General features: G+C 41.6%; 16 protein-coding genes. 14 read left to right on the top strand and 2 right to left on the bottom strand.

The features are described 5' to 3' along the window. Position 1 precedes the first annotated feature (1 nt). Complete coding sequence (locus tag KHA99_RS27730; RefSeq protein WP_213120747.1) at positions 2–478, top strand: peptidoglycan recognition protein family protein; 477 nt, start codon at positions 2–4, stop codon at positions 476–478. Between the two features lie 52 nt (positions 479–530). On the opposite strand, the gene KHA99_RS27725 is transcribed toward KHA99_RS27730, so the two are convergent. Continuing rightward, entirely contained in the window at positions 531–707 is a 177-nt protein-coding gene (locus KHA99_RS27725) for a sulfurtransferase TusA family protein (protein ID WP_284037878.1), read from the bottom strand. Positions 708–776: 69 nt separating this feature from the next. After that, the gene (yedE, locus tag KHA99_RS27720) at positions 777–2,006 is read right to left on the bottom strand and encodes a selenium metabolism membrane protein YedE/FdhT (RefSeq protein WP_213120745.1); all 1,230 of its coding nucleotides are present in this window, start codon (positions 2,004–2,006) and stop codon (positions 777–779) included. Positions 2,007–2,788: 782 nt separating this feature from the next. Here yedE and KHA99_RS27715 point away from each other — a divergent pair. From KHA99_RS27715 to KHA99_RS27655, 13 genes are all read left to right on the top strand, one after another. Beyond that, positions 2,789–3,334, top strand: a complete 546-nt coding sequence (locus KHA99_RS27715; protein ID WP_213120744.1) for an RNA polymerase sigma factor — start codon at positions 2,789–2,791, stop codon at positions 3,332–3,334. Continuing rightward, positions 3,324–4,412: a DUF4179 domain-containing protein gene (locus tag KHA99_RS27710; RefSeq protein ID WP_213120743.1), complete on the top strand. Its 1,089-nt coding sequence runs from the start codon at positions 3,324–3,326 to the stop codon at positions 4,410–4,412. Before KHA99_RS27715 ends, KHA99_RS27710 begins: the two co-directional genes overlap by 11 nt. Positions 4,413–4,541: 129 nt before the next feature. Continuing rightward, entirely contained in the window at positions 4,542–4,739 is a 198-nt protein-coding gene (locus KHA99_RS27705; protein ID WP_213120742.1) for a hypothetical protein, read from the top strand. Between the two features lie 73 nt (positions 4,740–4,812). Continuing rightward, complete coding sequence (locus tag KHA99_RS27700) at positions 4,813–6,867, top strand: peptidoglycan D,D-transpeptidase FtsI family protein (protein ID WP_249366985.1); 2,055 nt, start codon at positions 4,813–4,815, stop codon at positions 6,865–6,867. A gap of 183 nt (positions 6,868–7,050) precedes the next feature. After that, on the top strand, positions 7,051–8,061 hold the full coding sequence (locus KHA99_RS27695) for a LacI family DNA-binding transcriptional regulator (RefSeq protein ID WP_213120741.1): 1,011 nt from the start codon (positions 7,051–7,053) through the stop codon (positions 8,059–8,061). Between the two features lie 12 nt (positions 8,062–8,073). After that, positions 8,074–8,988: a nucleoside hydrolase gene (locus tag KHA99_RS27690; protein WP_213120740.1), complete on the top strand. Its 915-nt coding sequence runs from the start codon at positions 8,074–8,076 to the stop codon at positions 8,986–8,988. A gap of 36 nt (positions 8,989–9,024) precedes the next feature. Continuing rightward, positions 9,025–9,636, top strand: coding sequence for an ECF transporter S component (locus KHA99_RS27685; RefSeq protein ID WP_213120739.1), 612 nt, complete (start codon positions 9,025–9,027; stop codon positions 9,634–9,636). A gap of 90 nt (positions 9,637–9,726) precedes the next feature. Next, on the top strand, positions 9,727–10,473 hold the full coding sequence (locus KHA99_RS27680) for an energy-coupling factor transporter transmembrane component T (protein WP_213120738.1): 747 nt from the start codon (positions 9,727–9,729) through the stop codon (positions 10,471–10,473). Continuing rightward, on the top strand, positions 10,470–11,324 hold the full coding sequence (locus KHA99_RS27675) for an energy-coupling factor ABC transporter ATP-binding protein (RefSeq protein WP_213120737.1): 855 nt from the start codon (positions 10,470–10,472) through the stop codon (positions 11,322–11,324). Before KHA99_RS27680 ends, KHA99_RS27675 begins: the two co-directional genes overlap by 4 nt. A 4-nt stretch (positions 11,325–11,328) precedes the next feature. Then, the gene (locus KHA99_RS27670; RefSeq protein WP_213120736.1) at positions 11,329–12,177 is read left to right on the top strand and encodes an energy-coupling factor ABC transporter ATP-binding protein; all 849 of its coding nucleotides are present in this window, start codon (positions 11,329–11,331) and stop codon (positions 12,175–12,177) included. Continuing rightward, positions 12,174–13,067 (top strand): ribokinase, encoded by an 894-nt coding sequence (gene rbsK / locus KHA99_RS27665; RefSeq protein ID WP_307852202.1) that lies wholly within the window; start codon positions 12,174–12,176, stop codon positions 13,065–13,067. Before KHA99_RS27670 ends, rbsK begins: the two co-directional genes overlap by 4 nt. A gap of 132 nt (positions 13,068–13,199) precedes the next feature. Further along, positions 13,200–13,622, top strand: coding sequence for a hypothetical protein (locus KHA99_RS27660; RefSeq protein WP_213120735.1), 423 nt, complete (start codon positions 13,200–13,202; stop codon positions 13,620–13,622). 181 nt (positions 13,623–13,803) lie between these two features. Then, positions 13,804–16,005, top strand: coding sequence for a DEAD/DEAH box helicase (locus tag KHA99_RS27655; protein WP_213120734.1), 2,202 nt, complete (start codon positions 13,804–13,806; stop codon positions 16,003–16,005). Positions 16,006–16,127 lie beyond the last annotated feature (122 nt).

Raw genomic sequence — 16,127 nt, 5'->3', positions numbered from 1 at the left:
CATGTTAAAAGAACCTAGCTTTGTCAGGGATGTTCCTTTACAATTTTCCGAACCGTTAAAGAAAATTTCTGATGGGATAAAATATATTATTATTCATCATGCCCAGGAACGGGGCTGGGATATTTATAAGACCCACCACTTTCACCAAGCGGTACGTAAATGGAGTGGAATTGGCTATAACTTTTTTATAGAAGCAAACGGAGAGATTCTGAAGGGGAGAGGTTACCATGTAGGCGCCCACGCTTATCATTATAACGAAGTATCCCTAGGTATTTGTCTTACTGGAGATTTTGATGTCGACCATCCGACAAAAGAGCAATTATCGTCAGCGAAAAAACTTTGTCACTATTTAATGAGCGAGTTCAATATTCCTGTATCCGATGTTTTAGGTCATCGCGAGTTACCTGGCACAACCAAGACCTGCCCAGGGAAAAACTTCAATATGGACCAATTCAGAGAATTCATCAGTAAAAAATGATGCAAAGGGACGGTTCTTCTGCTTCACGAAGCAGAAGAACCGTCCCTTTGTTTCACACCACTTTAATATAAAAATAAATATCCTGCCCAACCTTTTTCGGTTCGGCTAGAAGTTTATAGCCGTGTTTGACGGCTTCCTCCGGCACACTGCGGAATGATTGCGGGCAGTCCGCGATGACCTGTAAAACTTCTCCGATTTTCATAGACTTTAGCGCATCCAGCGCATAAATGACAGGGTATGGTCATGGCTCGCCGCGAATGTCTAAAGTGTAGTTAACATCCATCACCTGTGACATGGATTAAGCCTCCTTTGTAACGTGAGAAATCCGTTCTTTCTTTTCGTGTTTGATTCCAGTCCCATAACGGAACCTTTTTTCCCACCAGTTTGAAAGTAAAAACCAAACAAGTAGCATAGCCATTGTACCAACCAGGGCTCCTGTAGGTCCCCATTGTTCAATTAAGTTTACCTTCGGCCAATTTTCCCCAAGGGCATGAAAAATCCCAAGGTGGTCCCAGCCGTATGCCAAGAAAGTAGCTCCGACGATATTTCCTGCACCGACAACCCAGAATAACAATTGACCTTCCATTGCCCGGTACATCATGCCGGTTTCACAGCCGCCAGCCAGAACAATACCAAATCCGAATAATAGCCCGCCAATCACAGTGCTTGGAGCAGCAATTTTGATGAGAGCAACAGAGCCGGTTTGAATGTAGATAAATGTTATCACGACACTAATCATCATGCCGACGGCAATGGCTTTTGACATAACGGCACGTCCGCTGATCCATAAATCGCGGAAAGCAGAAGTGAAACAAATTTGTCCGCGTTCAATGAGAATACCGAACAAGGCCCCCGCTATACATGCAACCGCCAAAAGAGTTTTGCCTGCTGCGAAAAAGTAAAGGATGATACCAATATAAAGACAAGCAAAGACTACACCCAAGATAGGCTGGATGTTCCTTTTTTGATCATGCTCGGTGACAACTGGATTCATCGTTCCTTTCGTCAGTGTTGGTTTGCCTCGCCACCATTTTGTGTTCACAACCTTAACGCCAAAAAAGGTCCCGATTGCAGTGGCAGCCATAAAAATCCATGAATGAAATGAAAACTGAGGGACGCCCGTGAAAAAAGCGGCCAAGTTACAGCCAAGAGCGAGACGGGCGCCAAACCCTGCTATAATTCCGCCAATAAATCCTTGTACCAACCGCCTTTTTTGTTTCGGAACCCGGATTTTGAAACTGTTGCTTAGGAGGATTGTAATGAGTGCGCCAGCCAGCATCCCGATGACAATCCAGCCATCTGTCCGGCTGACGGGAGTCCCTTGAAGACCGACCAGTTGAAAATAGGCCCAATCCGAAACATCGACACCGAACCATCCTAAAATATGTCCGCCCAATCTTGTGAATTCCCCAGTGACGGCCCAAACTGTACCGGTAATGCCAAAGTACAATGCACTTACTAATCCTGCAATACTGATAGCTACATAGGGATTCCAATATTCTTTGAAGATTTTTCCATAAAGCTTCATAAAGCTGCAACACCCCTATCATTATTTTTTTAAAAATACTTACACAAAACAAAAATGCCGAGGAATTTTCCAGGCATTTTTTAAAGGACGTATATCATTTATGTTACTGTTTTCTGGTAATTATGCAATACAATATATAGATATATCCGATTGAAAACTATCGCATTAATCAATAGTGATGTATGGGGACGGTTCTTCTGCCTCATGAGGCAGGAGAACCGTCCGAGACCACTGAAAATACATCCTACGAAACTGGAGCGCTATTTTTCTTAGGCTAAACGGAGTACCTAAGTGGCATATTTTTACCGGTGCGACACTTTTCTTGTGCCCACGGGCAGAATAGAACGGTTTATTTTTACCATTACGACACTTTTCTTGTGCCCACGGGTAGAATAGACCGGTTTATTTTTACCATTACGACACTTTTCTTGTGCCCACGGGCAGAATAGACTGCTTATTTTTACCGGTGCGGCACATTTCTTGTGCACACAGGCAAAATAGACCGGTTTATTTTTACCATTACAACACTTTTCTTGTGCTCATGGGCAGAATAGACCGCTTATTTTTACCGTTGCGGCACTTTTTCATGCACTCAGGGCAGAATAGATGGCTTTTTAAAAACATTCTACCCTAAACCGAGGACGTTTTGTCTTTAAGACCCCTACTTTGGAGTGTTTTTCAGTGATCTCGAACCGTCCCCATGTTTCACCAAATTTATGCAACGATTTTTGGATAATCAAAGTCGTATTATGTAGAAGGCTTTTCGAGGGAGTGTGTGCTGCTTGGCTTTAGAGAATGACGAATATAGAATCGATAGTCCGGGTGAATATACGAAGTTTTGTGAGATGGTGGGTCCCGAAGCATTTCGCTTGGCGTTGTATTGGACTAGAAATAGGAGTGAAGCAGAGGATGTCGTACAGGAGGCTTTCCTTAGGACATGGAAATCAGGGAAAGGTGTACGCGTTAATCTAAAGGGCTGGTTCTTCCGGGTATTGTGGCATGTATTTCTTGATAAAAACAAAACCAAAAATCGAGAGATGCTGCACGACCGGGATTGGGAGCAGGCAGATGCGCATTCTTCCTACCAGAGAATCGAAGACCGCGAGGAGATTGACTGGCTTCTTCAAACGGTTTCTGAGGAAGACCGCCATCTGCTTGCGATGCATTATTCAGCAGAATTAACCTTCCGGCAGATTGCAGAAATTACAGGAATGCGGGATGGAACGATTAAGTCGCGGATTCACCGGGCGCTGAAAACGATAAGGAAGCACATGCCTAAGGAATACACTCATCATTTTGGTAAGGAGCGGGCAAATCATGAACAATGACGATAAAAGGTTTGCGCCAGTTAGCAACCCCGAGGATATAGAAGTTGAAAACATGCTAAGAAACTATTATCAGAAAGAAATCAGTGAATATCCTGATTTTGCAAAAATGGCAGAACGGGCGATGGCAGAGGGGGATACATTAAAGACGGAAAGTACAATAAAAGCAAAAGCCTGGTATCTTACTGCTAAAAGAACGATATTAACTGCCGCTGTACTAGTATTGATATTGGGTCTTCTGAAATTTAGCTTCTACGCCATGCCAAGGTGGGAAGCATTTGCTTATGCTGCCGTCCAGTCAGTCCCATTTGCGGAACACCTCATTTCCAAGCAAGATGTAGGATTGCTTCAGGAGGCGAAAAAAGGGAATATTCAAGCTCAGGAGCTGTCGGCAACCGTTGATGGTTTTCGTATCGACATCGTCGGAACCTATGCAGATAGCAACCGTACGGTTATCTTTTTTCAACTGAACCCGCCCCCTGCTGATTCAGGGAGCTGGATGCCGGAGAGTATTAAGCTGGTAGATCAGTTTGGAATGTCCCGTTATAACTCTTATAGTGTAAGCATGGATTCCGATACCAATAAAGGAATGATTGAATTTCCTGCTGCGCCGGCTTGGCAGCGAGTATTGGGTGTCAGGTTCCATCTGGAAATAGGAGTCCTGAATTGGACGACAGCTGATTTTTCAAAGGAAAAGAGTGGACCTTGGACCATGGAGTGGGTCCAGGAATGGCAGGATGCAAAGGAAACGATTCATCCGGCTGCGGTTGTGTCTAATGAGGAAGTGGAAATAAAGCTAAAGAAAGTCATCTTGACCCCGAGTTCAACAAAGCTCGACTATACTGCTGAATTTAAAAAGTCAGTGGCACATGAAAATTTGGAGATGTATATTGAAAAAGCCTCAGATGGCACCCGTTATGAATTCCTTTCCGCAGGATTTAGAACAAGCGGGTTTTCCAAGGCTGGAACGGGGGATATCCTGTTTCCGCCGCTCGAAGGAGCAAGAGAATATCGGTTTGTCATCAAGCGGACAGACGGAATTGCAGGAAAATGGGTCCTTCCGTTTACAATACCGAAATGATGCACGGGGACGGTTCTTTTGCCTCATGAAGCAGAAGAACCGTCCCCGTGTTTCTTTCGTATGCATTTCACTGGAAATTACTACCTGTTCCAACGTAAAATAGACCTAACTACTGGATGAGGTGATCGTATGAATGCCAAAAACCAAGAACCTTGCAAGGCTTGTGGGGGTACTTCTTTTTCAAAAGGAAAAGTCAGCAATAATTATGCAAAGATTATGCCGATAAGCAAATTTTTCAGTACAGGTTCTTCCCTAATTTATACATTTTGTAAGGACTGTGGAGAAGTGTCATCAATAAAAGTTGAAGATACGAGTAAATTTTTTTAAATTTCAATTAGGCATCTAAAGAGATGGCTTAATTTTTTGAAAAGGTGTCCATACATAATGAGAGGTTGGTTGGATGACTAGGAATAAACAGAAAAACGTTAAACTGGCCCGAGTTAATATTCTTTTCGTGATTGTGTTTTTGTTATTTTCTGCCCTTATTTTTAGGATGGGTCTGGTGCAAATTGTATATGGTGAAGATTATCAAAAAGAGATTGCACGAACTGATAATATTACGGTCAATCACCCCGTTCCAAGGGGGGAGATTTATGACCGATTTGGAAGGCCAATCGTCAGCAATTTGTCGGTTAATACCATTTCCTATACCAGGGATGTCAATATCTCCAATCAGGAGGTATTGAAGGTTGCACAAGAGCTAGCAAAACTAATAGATAAAGAGACCGATAAATTAACAGAGCGGGATATAAAGGATTATTGGATCTTAACGCGTCCGAAGAAAGCTGAACAAAAGCTCACAGCAAAAGAAAGAAATAATAAAGATTTTACCAATAAAGAATTATACCTGCTGCAGCTAAAAAGAATTGATCCGAAAACAGATTTGGCTGAAATCAGCCAAGAGGAGCTGGAAATCGCAGCTATTTATCGTGAGATGGCAGGCGGCTATTTCTTAACGCCACAAATCGTCAAAAATGAAGATGTTCCATTAGAGGAGTTGGCTATCGTAAGCGAAAATTTGGACCGTCTTCCAGGTGTAGATGTCGTCACGGATTGGAAGCGAGATTATCCTAATGGAGACATCTTTCGTTCTGTTTTAGGAAATGTTACAACGGCAAAAGAAGGGCTTCCCGGAGACTCACTAGATTACTATCTTCCTAGAGGATATAGCCGCAATGACCGTGTGGGAAAAAGCCAAATTGAGTTATTATATGAGGATGTTTTAAAAGGACAGAAAGAAAAAATCCAATACCAGACGGATAGTTCCGGAAACATCATTTCGAGCAAGGTAATGAGCGAAGGGAAGCCAGGCAAGGACTTGGTGCTGACAATCGACATAGAATTGCAAAAGCGAGTGGAAGAAATTCTAGCGAATGAACTGATGTCCGCAAAGATCAATGGCGGAGGGCCATTCTTGGATCGTGCCTTTGTTGTCATGTTGAACCCAAAAACAGGGGAAGTTCTATCCCTGGCCGGGAAAAAACTAGAGCAAAAAGATGGGAAGTGGACAGTGAATGATTATGCTTTAGGGACCATTACCTCTTCCTATGCCATGGGTTCTGCAGTAAAAGGCGCTACTGTATTAACAGGTTTTAAGACAGGCGTGATACGGCCAGGTACCCCAATCCTGGATGAACCGCTAAACATTCAAAGTACACCTATCAAAAAATCGTATACCAACATGGATGTGATTGACGATTTAACAGCGCTAAAAAGATCATCGAACGTGTATATGTTTAAAACAGCCATAAAAATGATGGGGACAGAATATTACCCCAATATGAAGCTGCCTGGAGGCACAGAGGTTTTCAAAACCTTTAGGTATTATTTTAACCAATTTGGTTTAGGCGTTAGGACGGGAATCGATTTGCCAAACGAGGCAACAGGTCTTCCAGGTGAAACTTCCATCCCTGGTAAAGCCCTGGATTTTGCGATTGGCCAGTTTGACACCTATACTCCAATTCAATTGGCTCAATATATTGCCACGATTGCTAATAATGGAAATAGAATAAAGCCAACCATAGTAAAAGAAATTCGCTTATCCACAACGGAAAAAGAGCTGGGGCCCGTTTTTTCGTCCCTAGAGCCAGTTGTTCTGAATCGCATAGACATGGAACCTATTCATATAAAAAGAGTGCAAGAAGGATTAAGGAAGGTTTACCAAGAAGCTGGAGGGACTGCTACATCTTCCTTTGCTGAAGAGCCGTTTCGTTCCTATAATATTGCAGGGAAAACAGGGACAGCAGAAGCATTCTATTATGACCCAATCAAGAAAAAACTCATTACCGACAGACCCACTTATAATTTAACATTGGTCGGTTATGCACCATTTAATGACCCAGAGATTGCCTTTTCCATTGTCGTTCCCAATACACAAACAGATTCCCATCCAGTAAATAAAAAAATCGGGCAAGGAATACTAAAAGCATATTTCGATTTAATAAGCGCCAAGTAAGATATGTGGGGGCGGTTCTTCTGTTTCATCATAAAACAGAAGAACCGCCCCCATATTTCGTTAATTTTCAAAAAATATTGACTTCACTTAAAATTAGCTTATAATAAAAGAAAACGATTTAGTAAAACGTTTTCCTAAAACGATTTCAGAAAACGTTTTACCGAAATGTGGGTGGTAAGTTTCATGAGCGTAACAATAAAAGATATAGCGAAAAAAGCAGGGGTGTCCATTACTACTGTTTCTAGAATCATGAATAACAAATCAGAAGGAATTAGAAAAGAAACCTGTGAAAAGGTCCTAAAAGTAATAGAAGAGTTAAATTACAAACCTAATAGTATTGCTAGAAGCATGATTACCAAAAAAACTAATACGATTGGGCTAGTGATTCCCGATATACGAAATCCTTTCTTTCCTGAGCTTGTCAGAGGGGTTGAGGATGTAGCAAACAATGCTCAATATACCGTCTTCTTATGTAATACTGATAGCTCTCATCGAAAAGAGACCGATTATTTAACCATTATGAAAGAAAAAAATGTAGATGGAATTATCTTTAGTGGACCTCAAGAAACTCAAAGTAAGGAATTCTATCAAACTGTGCAAGAATATGAAATACCTGTTGTTTTATTAGACCGCGGTCAGGAGAATCGAGATTTTGGCGGCGTGTATATTGACAATGAGAAAGCAGGGTACCTGGCGACCAAACATTTACTAGAGTTATCCCATCGCAAAATTGGGTGTATTACAGGACCTGCTAACATTCCCAACTCAAACGAACGTTTCAAGGGATATACGAAAGCACTTTCGGAGTTTCAAGTTCCGATTGATGATTCGATAATCATAACTGGTAATTATCTAATGGAAGGGGGGTATCAGGCGGCAAAGACATTATTGAAAGAAAAAGATGTTACAGCTATTTTTGCATTTAACGATTTAATGGCATTTGGGGTTTATCAAGCAGCAGTAGAGTTAGGAATCAATATTCCTAATGATTTATCGGTTGTAGGTTTTGATAACTTAACCTATAACCAATTACTAATTCCCAAACTGACAACGATAGAACAATCTGCATATAAAATGGGGGAAATTGCTGCCACGATGTTGTTTGATCAAATCAACAACAAAAATATCAGTAAGGAACAGGTTTTTATGGAACCAAAGTTAATTATCAATGGCAGCACGAAAGAATTTTCATAGGGAGGGCTTAAGATGAAAAAAACGGTAATAATTGACACCGATCCAGGGATTGATGACGCTATAGCAATTTTTCTAGCTCTAACGTCTGACAAATTAGATGTGAAGTTGATTACCACAACTGCTGGTAATCAAACGATTGAAAAGGTGACATCGAATGCGTTAAAGCTCGTTAACTTAACCGGAATTAAAGGGATTGAAATAGCAAAAGGTGCTACAAAGCCCCTGATTAAGGAACTGTATACGGCGGAAGAATTCCATGGCGAATCAGGCATAGGGGGGGTGATTTTACCTGAGGGTGAGCAACAGGCAAGCGAGCGTACTGCTGTTGAAGCAATGAAAGATTTAATTGTTCATTCTAATGAAAACGTATCCATTGTAGCGATTGGCCCGTTAACAAACGTGGCAAACCTTATTACTGCCTATCCAAATATTACGCACAAAATTGAGCAAATTTCGATTATGGGTGGTGCATATGAGGGTGGAAATACAACCCCGGTTGCCGAGTTTAACATGTATGTTGACCCGGAGGCAGCACAGATTGTCTTTAAATCCGGTATTCCAATTGCCTTATTTGGATTAGATGTAACCTATAAAGCAGTCCTATTCAATGAAGATATTGAACAAATCAGGAGCATTGGAAATCGAATCAGTGATGCAGCAGCGGAAATGCTTGAATTTTATGCAAAGGGCAGAACAAACGGGCTGCCGATGCATGATGCCTGTGCAGTTGCCTACCTCATTAAACCGGAGTTATTTACGTTTATTCCATGTAATGTACAAGTTGAAACAAAAGGGGAATTTACTTACGGTCAAACGATTATTGATAAAAAGAGACTGACAGATCGTCCGATTAATGCAAATGTAGCTTTTGAAGTAGATCGGGAGGAACTTTCCAACATGATCTACGCTTCACTTAAATCATTCTAAAAAAATTACACCTACAACAAAGGGGAGAAAACCTATATGAAACGTGGACTAAAACATGACTTCTCATTAATTGCTATTATGTTAATTCCTATCGGTGTTGGTCTAAACGTCGTTATTGCTCAGTTGGTACAGATTTTAAGGCTTCCAATTTGGCTCGATGCCATTGGGACCATTGTTGCCGGTATGATTGCTGGACCTTGGGTTGGATTAGTAACCGGTGGTGCTACGAATCTCGTAAAATCAATCTTTACGCCAACTGAACTGCCATTTGCGATTTCATCCATGGCGATTGGATTTACAGTAGGTATGTTATCTAAAAAGGGTATGTTTAGTAATTTTGGTAAAACAATCGGTGCTGGTCTTATCGTAACTGTTATTGCTGTCATTATTTCTACTCCGATTATTGTTTGGGTTTATGGCGGTATTTCCGGAAGCTCTGCATCTGCTATGACTGCTGTGTTACTAGCATCTGGCCATCGTTTAGTACAAGCTGTTATTACTTCTATGGGGCTGCTTGAACTGATTGACAAGACATCCTCTGTCATTATTGCTTACTTAATAGTCAACAAAATGTCTGACCGTTACTTGTCCAAGCATAACTACGCTCAATCATTTATTAAAAGCAACAAAAAATCAAAAGCGGCTTAATCTATGAAATGGATAAGAATCTCAGCCCGGGGATACTGGGTTTGAGATTCTTATAAAAATAAGGAATACATTAAAGGAGGGAGAATGGAAATGGAGAAAAAGAATGCCGTTCTTAGTTTATATCCGACTACAAAACTACTGATGATTCTTTTATTCGCAATTTCTGTTTTTATAATTCCTAACTATCTATTTGGCTACGCAATCTTCTTTGTTTGTTTGCTGATTGCAGCTATAGGAAGTGTAACAAAGGAATTTGCCAATTTAACAATCAAAGGATTGTTCAGTTTATCAGTTCTTATTTTTGTTTTACAAAGCTTTTTCTACCCTGGTACACATGTATTATGGGAATGGAGTTTTCTCGCCATTACACAAGAAGGTGTTGATTTTGCTTTAGGTCTTACTTCTAAAATCATTGCCGTAGGGTCTTCGCTCATTCTATTTTTCAGGATTACCCCTGTTAAAGACTTTGTTTATTCATTAGAAGTTCTAGGATTATCACCTAAAGCTACTTATGTTGTGTTGTCTACATTAACGATTATTCCTGAAATGAAAAAGTCATCTCAGATTATAATGGACGCGCAAAAAACACGGGGAGTAGAGACGGAAGGAAGTTTAATGGTGAGATTAAAAGCACTGCTCCCAATGATTACTCCGCTAGTATTATCGTCTGTTGCGAGCACGGAAGAACGGGCAATGGCGCTTGAGGCAAGGGGCTTCACTGTAAACAAAAGAAAGACAAGCATTTACAGCATTGAAAAAACGGGAAGAGATTCGTTTATCAGGGTAATGTTACTAGTCATCTTGATTTTACTAATAGTTTGGAGAGTTGCCTTATGAGTTATATTGAAATGAAAGGAATCTCATACAAATATCCAGTTGGCGATGGAAAAGTATTAAAGGATGTTAACCTTTCGTTGGAAAAAGGCAAGGTCTATGCCTTAATTGGCGCGAACGGAAGCGGAAAAACGACGATCTGTAACCTGATTCGCGGCTTTATTCCCCATTTTTTTAAAGGCGATTTGGATGGGGAAATGCTGATTGAGGGGAAAGATATCCGTGAATGGGAAATGGGCGATCTTGCTCAAAAAATGGGGTACATCTTTCAAAACCCTTTTACACAAATAAGTGGTACGAAAGATACTGTATTTGAAGAAATAGCGTTTGGATTAGAAAATTTACGAGTGGAAGTTCCTGTCATAAAGGAAAGAGTAACAGAAATTATCAAGTTATTCGGTTTAGAGCCTCTTCAAAATAAAGATCCGCAACAGCTGTCAGGCGGGCAGCGCCAGAGAGTATCGTTAGCATCAGTAATGGTAATGGATCCGGAAATATTAATTATCGACGAACCAACTTCGCAGTTAGATCCGCAAGCGACTGAGGAAGTTTTTAAAATAATAAATATTATGAAACAAAAGGGTAAAACAATTATTCTTGTCGAACATAAGATTGAACTGATTGCGGAATACGCCGATTGGGTCATCCTTGTGGAGGATGGGAAGGTCGTTATGGAAGGGAAAACAAAAGATATTCTTTCTGACATAAAGACTGTGAACCATGGCGTCATGCTGCCGCAATATGCGCTATTGGGCTATGAGATGCGAAAAACCGGCCGTCTAAACGAAATCCCAATTACCGAATCGGAAGCAATAACAGTGTTTAATAACTGGATCGTGGGAAAGGAGGAGTAACAACATGGCATTTTTAACATTAAATAATATCACTTTTGCTTACCCAAATGGATTTACAGCCGTAGAGAATGTCAACATGTCCTTTGAGAAAGGCGAAGCTGTTGCCATTGTCGGTCAGAATGGAGCAGGAAAAACCACTACTGTTAAATTAATCAATGGGTTACTAAAGCCCACCGAGGGTGACGTCGTAATCGACGGCTGGAATACGAAAGACTATACAACTGCGCAAATTTCGCGAAAAGTAGGCTATGTATTCCAAAATCCTGATGATCAAATTTTTAATAGTACGGTTTATAAAGAGATTGAGTTTGGTCCGAAACAACAAGGACTATCACCGGAAGTAGTAAAAGATCTTGTATTAAAAGCGGCTGAACTTGTAGGGGTTACGAAATTTTTAGAAGAAAATCCATATGACCTGCCATATTCATTGCGAAAAATGGTCACCATTGCAGCTGTAATTGCGATGAATACGGATGTCATAATCCTTGACGAACCTACTGCCGGTCAGGATTATCCTACCATGATTCGATTAGGGGAAATTATTAAACATTTGATTCAACAAGGAAAGACGGTTATTACGATTACACATGATATGGAATTTGTCGTGAATAATTTTGAGCATGTCATTGTCATGGCAAATAAACGGAAGATTGCAGACGGGAATAAGCGGGATATCTTCTGGGATCTAGAAACGTTAGAAAAAAGTATGTTAAAGCAGCCTCATATTAGCGGGCTAAGTAATTCTTTAAAATTTGGCAATCAAGTATTAACCATTGAGGAAATGGTTGAAGAGTTAAAGGATGCAAAGAAAAGCGGCCATGTTCAAAAAGATAATTATGGGGTGGTCGTGTGAGTAAGGTATTAGTAATTGGCAGCCTAAATATGGACCTGGTTACCCATGTTCCACATCTCCCAAAAGCGGGGGAAACGATATCGAGTGAAAAGTTTCAAACCAATTTTGGCGGGAAAGGTGCAAATCAAGCTGTTGCCTTAGCAAGGCTTGGCGCCGATACCACGATGATTGGCAAGGTCGGAAATGATGATTATGGCCAATCACTGCTTAATAATCTAAAGCAGTCCGGTGTGAATACATCGTCTATACTGGAGGATGATGGCCCTACAGGAATGGCGTTCATCAATGTCAGTGCTGATGGCGAAAATAATATTGTTCTTGTTTCGGGTGCAAACCATAAGCTTCAGACCTCAGACATTAATCAAAATAGAGTCCTTATCGAACAAAGCGATATCATTATTATGCAGCTGGAAATACCGCTTGAGGTTGTCGAGTATGTACTGGAGCTTGCTTTTGAACTCCACAAAAAAGTCATTTTGAATCCTGCGCCCGCGCAAAAGCTGACGAAAGCTATGTTAGAGAAGGTACATACTCTCATTCCTAATGAAACGGAGTTGCAAATCTTAACGGGTATGCCTGTCTCAAACGAAGCGGAAATTTTAAGTGCCGGGTATTATTTAAAAACATTAGGCATCGAGAGATTAGTCATTACAGCCGGAGAAAAAGGAGCCTATGTCATCAACGATGAAGGCGAGTTTCATGTACCGGCCTTTAAAGTAAATGTCGTAGACACAACTGCCGCTGGAGACTCGTTTATAGCCGCATTTATCGTTGCCGAGACAAAGGGCTTAAGCGATGAAGAAGCAGCCCAATTTGCCAACAAAGTATCATCGATTGTCATAACAAGAGAAGGCGCACAATCCTCCATTCCAACCTTGGAGGAAGTGTGATGCATGGGGACGGTTCTTCTGCTTCAAAAGCAGAAGAACCGTCCCTTTTTTACATTGCTTTTTGATGCACCAGAACCGTCCCCGTGTTTCACAACAGATATTTGGAAATAACTAGATATGGGAGGTTTCGAGATGCCGAATTTAAGATATTTAGAGCCGACGGAGCTGCTTGAGAAAATTTATGCTACGCTTTGCTCAGAATATGAGGATGCGCAGCATTATGAAAGTGAGCAGGATCAAAAGGAAATAACAGTCACAAAAAAACGATTGACCAAAAAAATATTTAATGAATTCGTAGTGGATGAAGAGTATTTTTTAACGATGAATGAAAAAACCTTCAATGAGCGATATCAATTGTATGAAGTGGATTTATTAAAAATGATTCAAGAATGCAGTGAAAACCGGATTGAATACGAAACGTTTGTGCAAATCATCGATGACCTTATTGCTAGCGCGAAATTTCGGCTCCAAGCATTTGAGCAGCTTTCCGACGAAATACAAAAATTACAGGAGGAAGACGAGCAAGTAGAGCAAGAAGAGGATGAGGAAGAATAAACTATATCATGAGTATTTAAAAACCATTATGCAATACGCAAAAAAACTAGCGGGATTTTAACATTGAAAATGATGCATGGGGACGGTTCTTCTGCTTCAAAAGCAGAAGAACCGTCCTCGTGTTTTTGTTAGCTTCCAACTTTGATACAATCATAAAAGCAGCAAAGACAAGGGGAAGCAAATGACAACAACCAAAACCTATCTAAAAGAGTGGCAGCAAGCCCTTCTAAATGAGATTAATCACCTAAAAAAGTACGGCGGAAGCCGCTATATTGTGACAAATGGCAGGTTGTTATCAAACGATGACGCCTACAGCTATTATTTTGATACAGCCATTCCATTAAGGATACCCGTTGGTTCGACGATAAAGTTGGAATGGGGCGCGATGAAAAGCAGCGGAAAGGTGCTTTCTTCCGAGGGCAGGGGAGTCATCCTGGCATTGGAGCAAAGCTTTGGCGACCTCATTTCCGATGCTTTTTTGCTGCATGATCCCTGGGAGCTGCTCGAGCAATTAATCGAACGCTTGGATGAAATCAAAAAAAACAAGCAAAAGCGGCTGAGAGTAAAAAGATTGATGAATCCTTCGATGGAAACCAAGCATCCGGCAGACAAGATTAAGAGCAATGTCCACGAAGTGGTGTTGCGGTCAAAATACAATCCCGTCACGTTCGTCTGGGGGCCGCCCGGAACCGGAAAAACCTACACCTTGGCCAGAACGGCGGCCAACAAATATTTTCAGCAGAAAAAAGTGTTGATTCTGTCGCATAGCAATCAAGCTGTCGATGTCTTAATGGGCGAACTGACAGATTTTATTAAAAGGAAAAACCGATTCCGGGAAGGGGATGTGCTTCGCTATGGTGGTGGTGGCGGTGAAGCGCTATCGGCCCATCACGAAATTACCACAGGTCTGCTCATTGAAAAACAGGATCCGCTCCTAGCCCAGGATCGAGAGAGACTAATAGAAGAAAGACGTAACTTAAAGCAGGATTTGGCCTATTCTTTTAGCAAACGAGATTCGGATCATCTACTGGAACTTGAAACACAAATTGCGAGACTTCTGGAAAAAGTCCGGAAGAAAGAAGTCGAATTTGTAAAAGAGGCGTTCATTATCGGGACGACGCTGGCAAAAGCGGCCAGTGACAGCGCCGTTTATGACCAGGACTATGACGTAGTCATCCTCGACGAAGCAAGTATGGCTTATGTGCCCCAGGCTGCTTTTGCCGCTGCGCTGGGTCATCGGGTAATTATTTGCGGGGACTTCAAGCAATTGCCTCCGATTGCTTCAAGCCGGGACCTGCTTGTGGCCAAATGGCTGAAAGAGGATGTGTTCCATCATGCTGGGGTTGTGGAATCCCTGAACGAAGGACAGCTTCACCCGCAAGTTTTTTTATTAAAAGAACAGCGGAGGATGCACCCCGATATTTCTGCTTTTACCAACAAGTATATCTATCATTCACTGGTTGGAGATCATGAGAGTGTCTATAAAAGCAGAAACAGAATCACAAGCCATGCTCCTTTTAAAGAGCAGGCTGCCGTGCTTTTGGATACAAGTTTCACGGGCTTACATTGTATGAGTGATAAAACGACTAATTCAAGATTTAACCTATGGCAACTGCTATTATCTTTTCAATTGATTCATGAAGCTTACCTTGACGGGACTAAATCGATTGGGTATGTAACACCATACCGGTCTCAGGCGAATCTTATGGAAATGCTGCTTGAAGAGATTTACACGAATGAGCTCGGCCAAGCAGATATTATTGGGGCCACTGTCCACCGATTCCAGGGCAGTGAACGGGATGTGATGATCTTTGATACCGTCGACAGTGCCCCGCAGGACCGGGCTGGAATGCTCTTAACCGGAAAGGACAGTGAACGCCTGATTAATGTCGCGATTACGAGAACGAAGGGGAAATTTCTTCATGTCAGCAATCGAAATTTCATCCAAAAGCATGTGTACTCAGGAAAAACGCTAAGGCAGCTCGTTGATTATCAGGTCAGGCGCAATCAAGCGGTCACGACGAAGGAAATTGGTTCATGGATTCGCAGCCAACACCCCAAATTAAGGTGGATTCATGCACTAAAGCTAGAAGCTGTCTTTCGTGACTTGAAATCGGCCAAGTCGTCGATTACTATCTCCTTTCCAGAAGGGACTGAGTTATCTGAAGAATGGAAGGAGCAGTTAATGAACAGGGGAGAGCGGGTGAAATTAACCCTTATTTCAGACAAGGATAAGAACCTTCCGTTTCCGTATGTCATGGTAGACGAAAAGGTTTTGTGGCTCGGACTCCCGCTCGAAGGAGCCAGAGAAATCCGGCCCCCATATGTGGCAGCTAGACTAAGCTCAAGCAAAATTTGCGAATACTTGTTAAAACAGATATGATGCATAGGGACGGTTCTTCTGCCTCAAAAGCAGAAGAACCGTCCTTTTTTCGTGCGATTGATGCACAGGAAACGTCCCCACATCCCAACGCATTTGATGCACGAGAACCGTCCCCATGTTTC

It is taken from the genome of Neobacillus rhizophilus, assembly GCF_018343535.1.
Taxonomy (GTDB): Bacteria; Bacillota; Bacilli; order Bacillales; family Cytobacillaceae; genus Neobacillus; species Neobacillus rhizophilus.
The sequence above is the reverse complement of the archived record's forward strand: the minus strand, read 5'-3'. Positions and strand labels throughout refer to the sequence as shown.

Bases quoted from the DNA above. Each gene is read 5' to 3' on its own strand.
- KHA99_RS27690 (WP_213120740.1), top strand. From the start codon at position 8,074: ATGAAAAAAACGGTAATAATTGACACCGATCCAGGGATTGATGACGCT.
- KHA99_RS27685 (WP_213120739.1), top strand. From the start codon at position 9,025: ATGAAACGTGGACTAAAACATGACTTCTCATTAATTGCTATTATGTTA.
- KHA99_RS27705 (WP_213120742.1), top strand. From the start codon at position 4,542: ATGAATGCCAAAAACCAAGAACCTTGCAAGGCTTGTGGGGGTACTTCT.
- KHA99_RS27730 (WP_213120747.1), top strand. From the start codon at position 2: ATGTTAAAAGAACCTAGCTTTGTCAGGGATGTTCCTTTACAATTTTCC.
- KHA99_RS27700 (WP_249366985.1), top strand. From the start codon at position 4,813: ATGACTAGGAATAAACAGAAAAACGTTAAACTGGCCCGAGTTAATATT.
- KHA99_RS27670 (WP_213120736.1), top strand. From the start codon at position 11,329: ATGGCATTTTTAACATTAAATAATATCACTTTTGCTTACCCAAATGGA.
- KHA99_RS27660 (WP_213120735.1), top strand. From the start codon at position 13,200: ATGCCGAATTTAAGATATTTAGAGCCGACGGAGCTGCTTGAGAAAATT.
- KHA99_RS27680 (WP_213120738.1), top strand. From the start codon at position 9,727: ATGGAGAAAAAGAATGCCGTTCTTAGTTTATATCCGACTACAAAACTA.
- KHA99_RS27710 (WP_213120743.1), top strand. From the start codon at position 3,324: ATGAACAATGACGATAAAAGGTTTGCGCCAGTTAGCAACCCCGAGGAT.
- KHA99_RS27675 (WP_213120737.1), top strand. From the start codon at position 10,470: ATGAGTTATATTGAAATGAAAGGAATCTCATACAAATATCCAGTTGGC.
- KHA99_RS27655 (WP_213120734.1), top strand. From the start codon at position 13,804: ATGACAACAACCAAAACCTATCTAAAAGAGTGGCAGCAAGCCCTTCTA.
- KHA99_RS27695 (WP_213120741.1), top strand. From the start codon at position 7,051: ATGAGCGTAACAATAAAAGATATAGCGAAAAAAGCAGGGGTGTCCATT.
- yedE (WP_213120745.1), bottom strand. From the start codon at position 2,006: ATGAAGCTTTATGGAAAAATCTTCAAAGAATATTGGAATCCCTATGTA.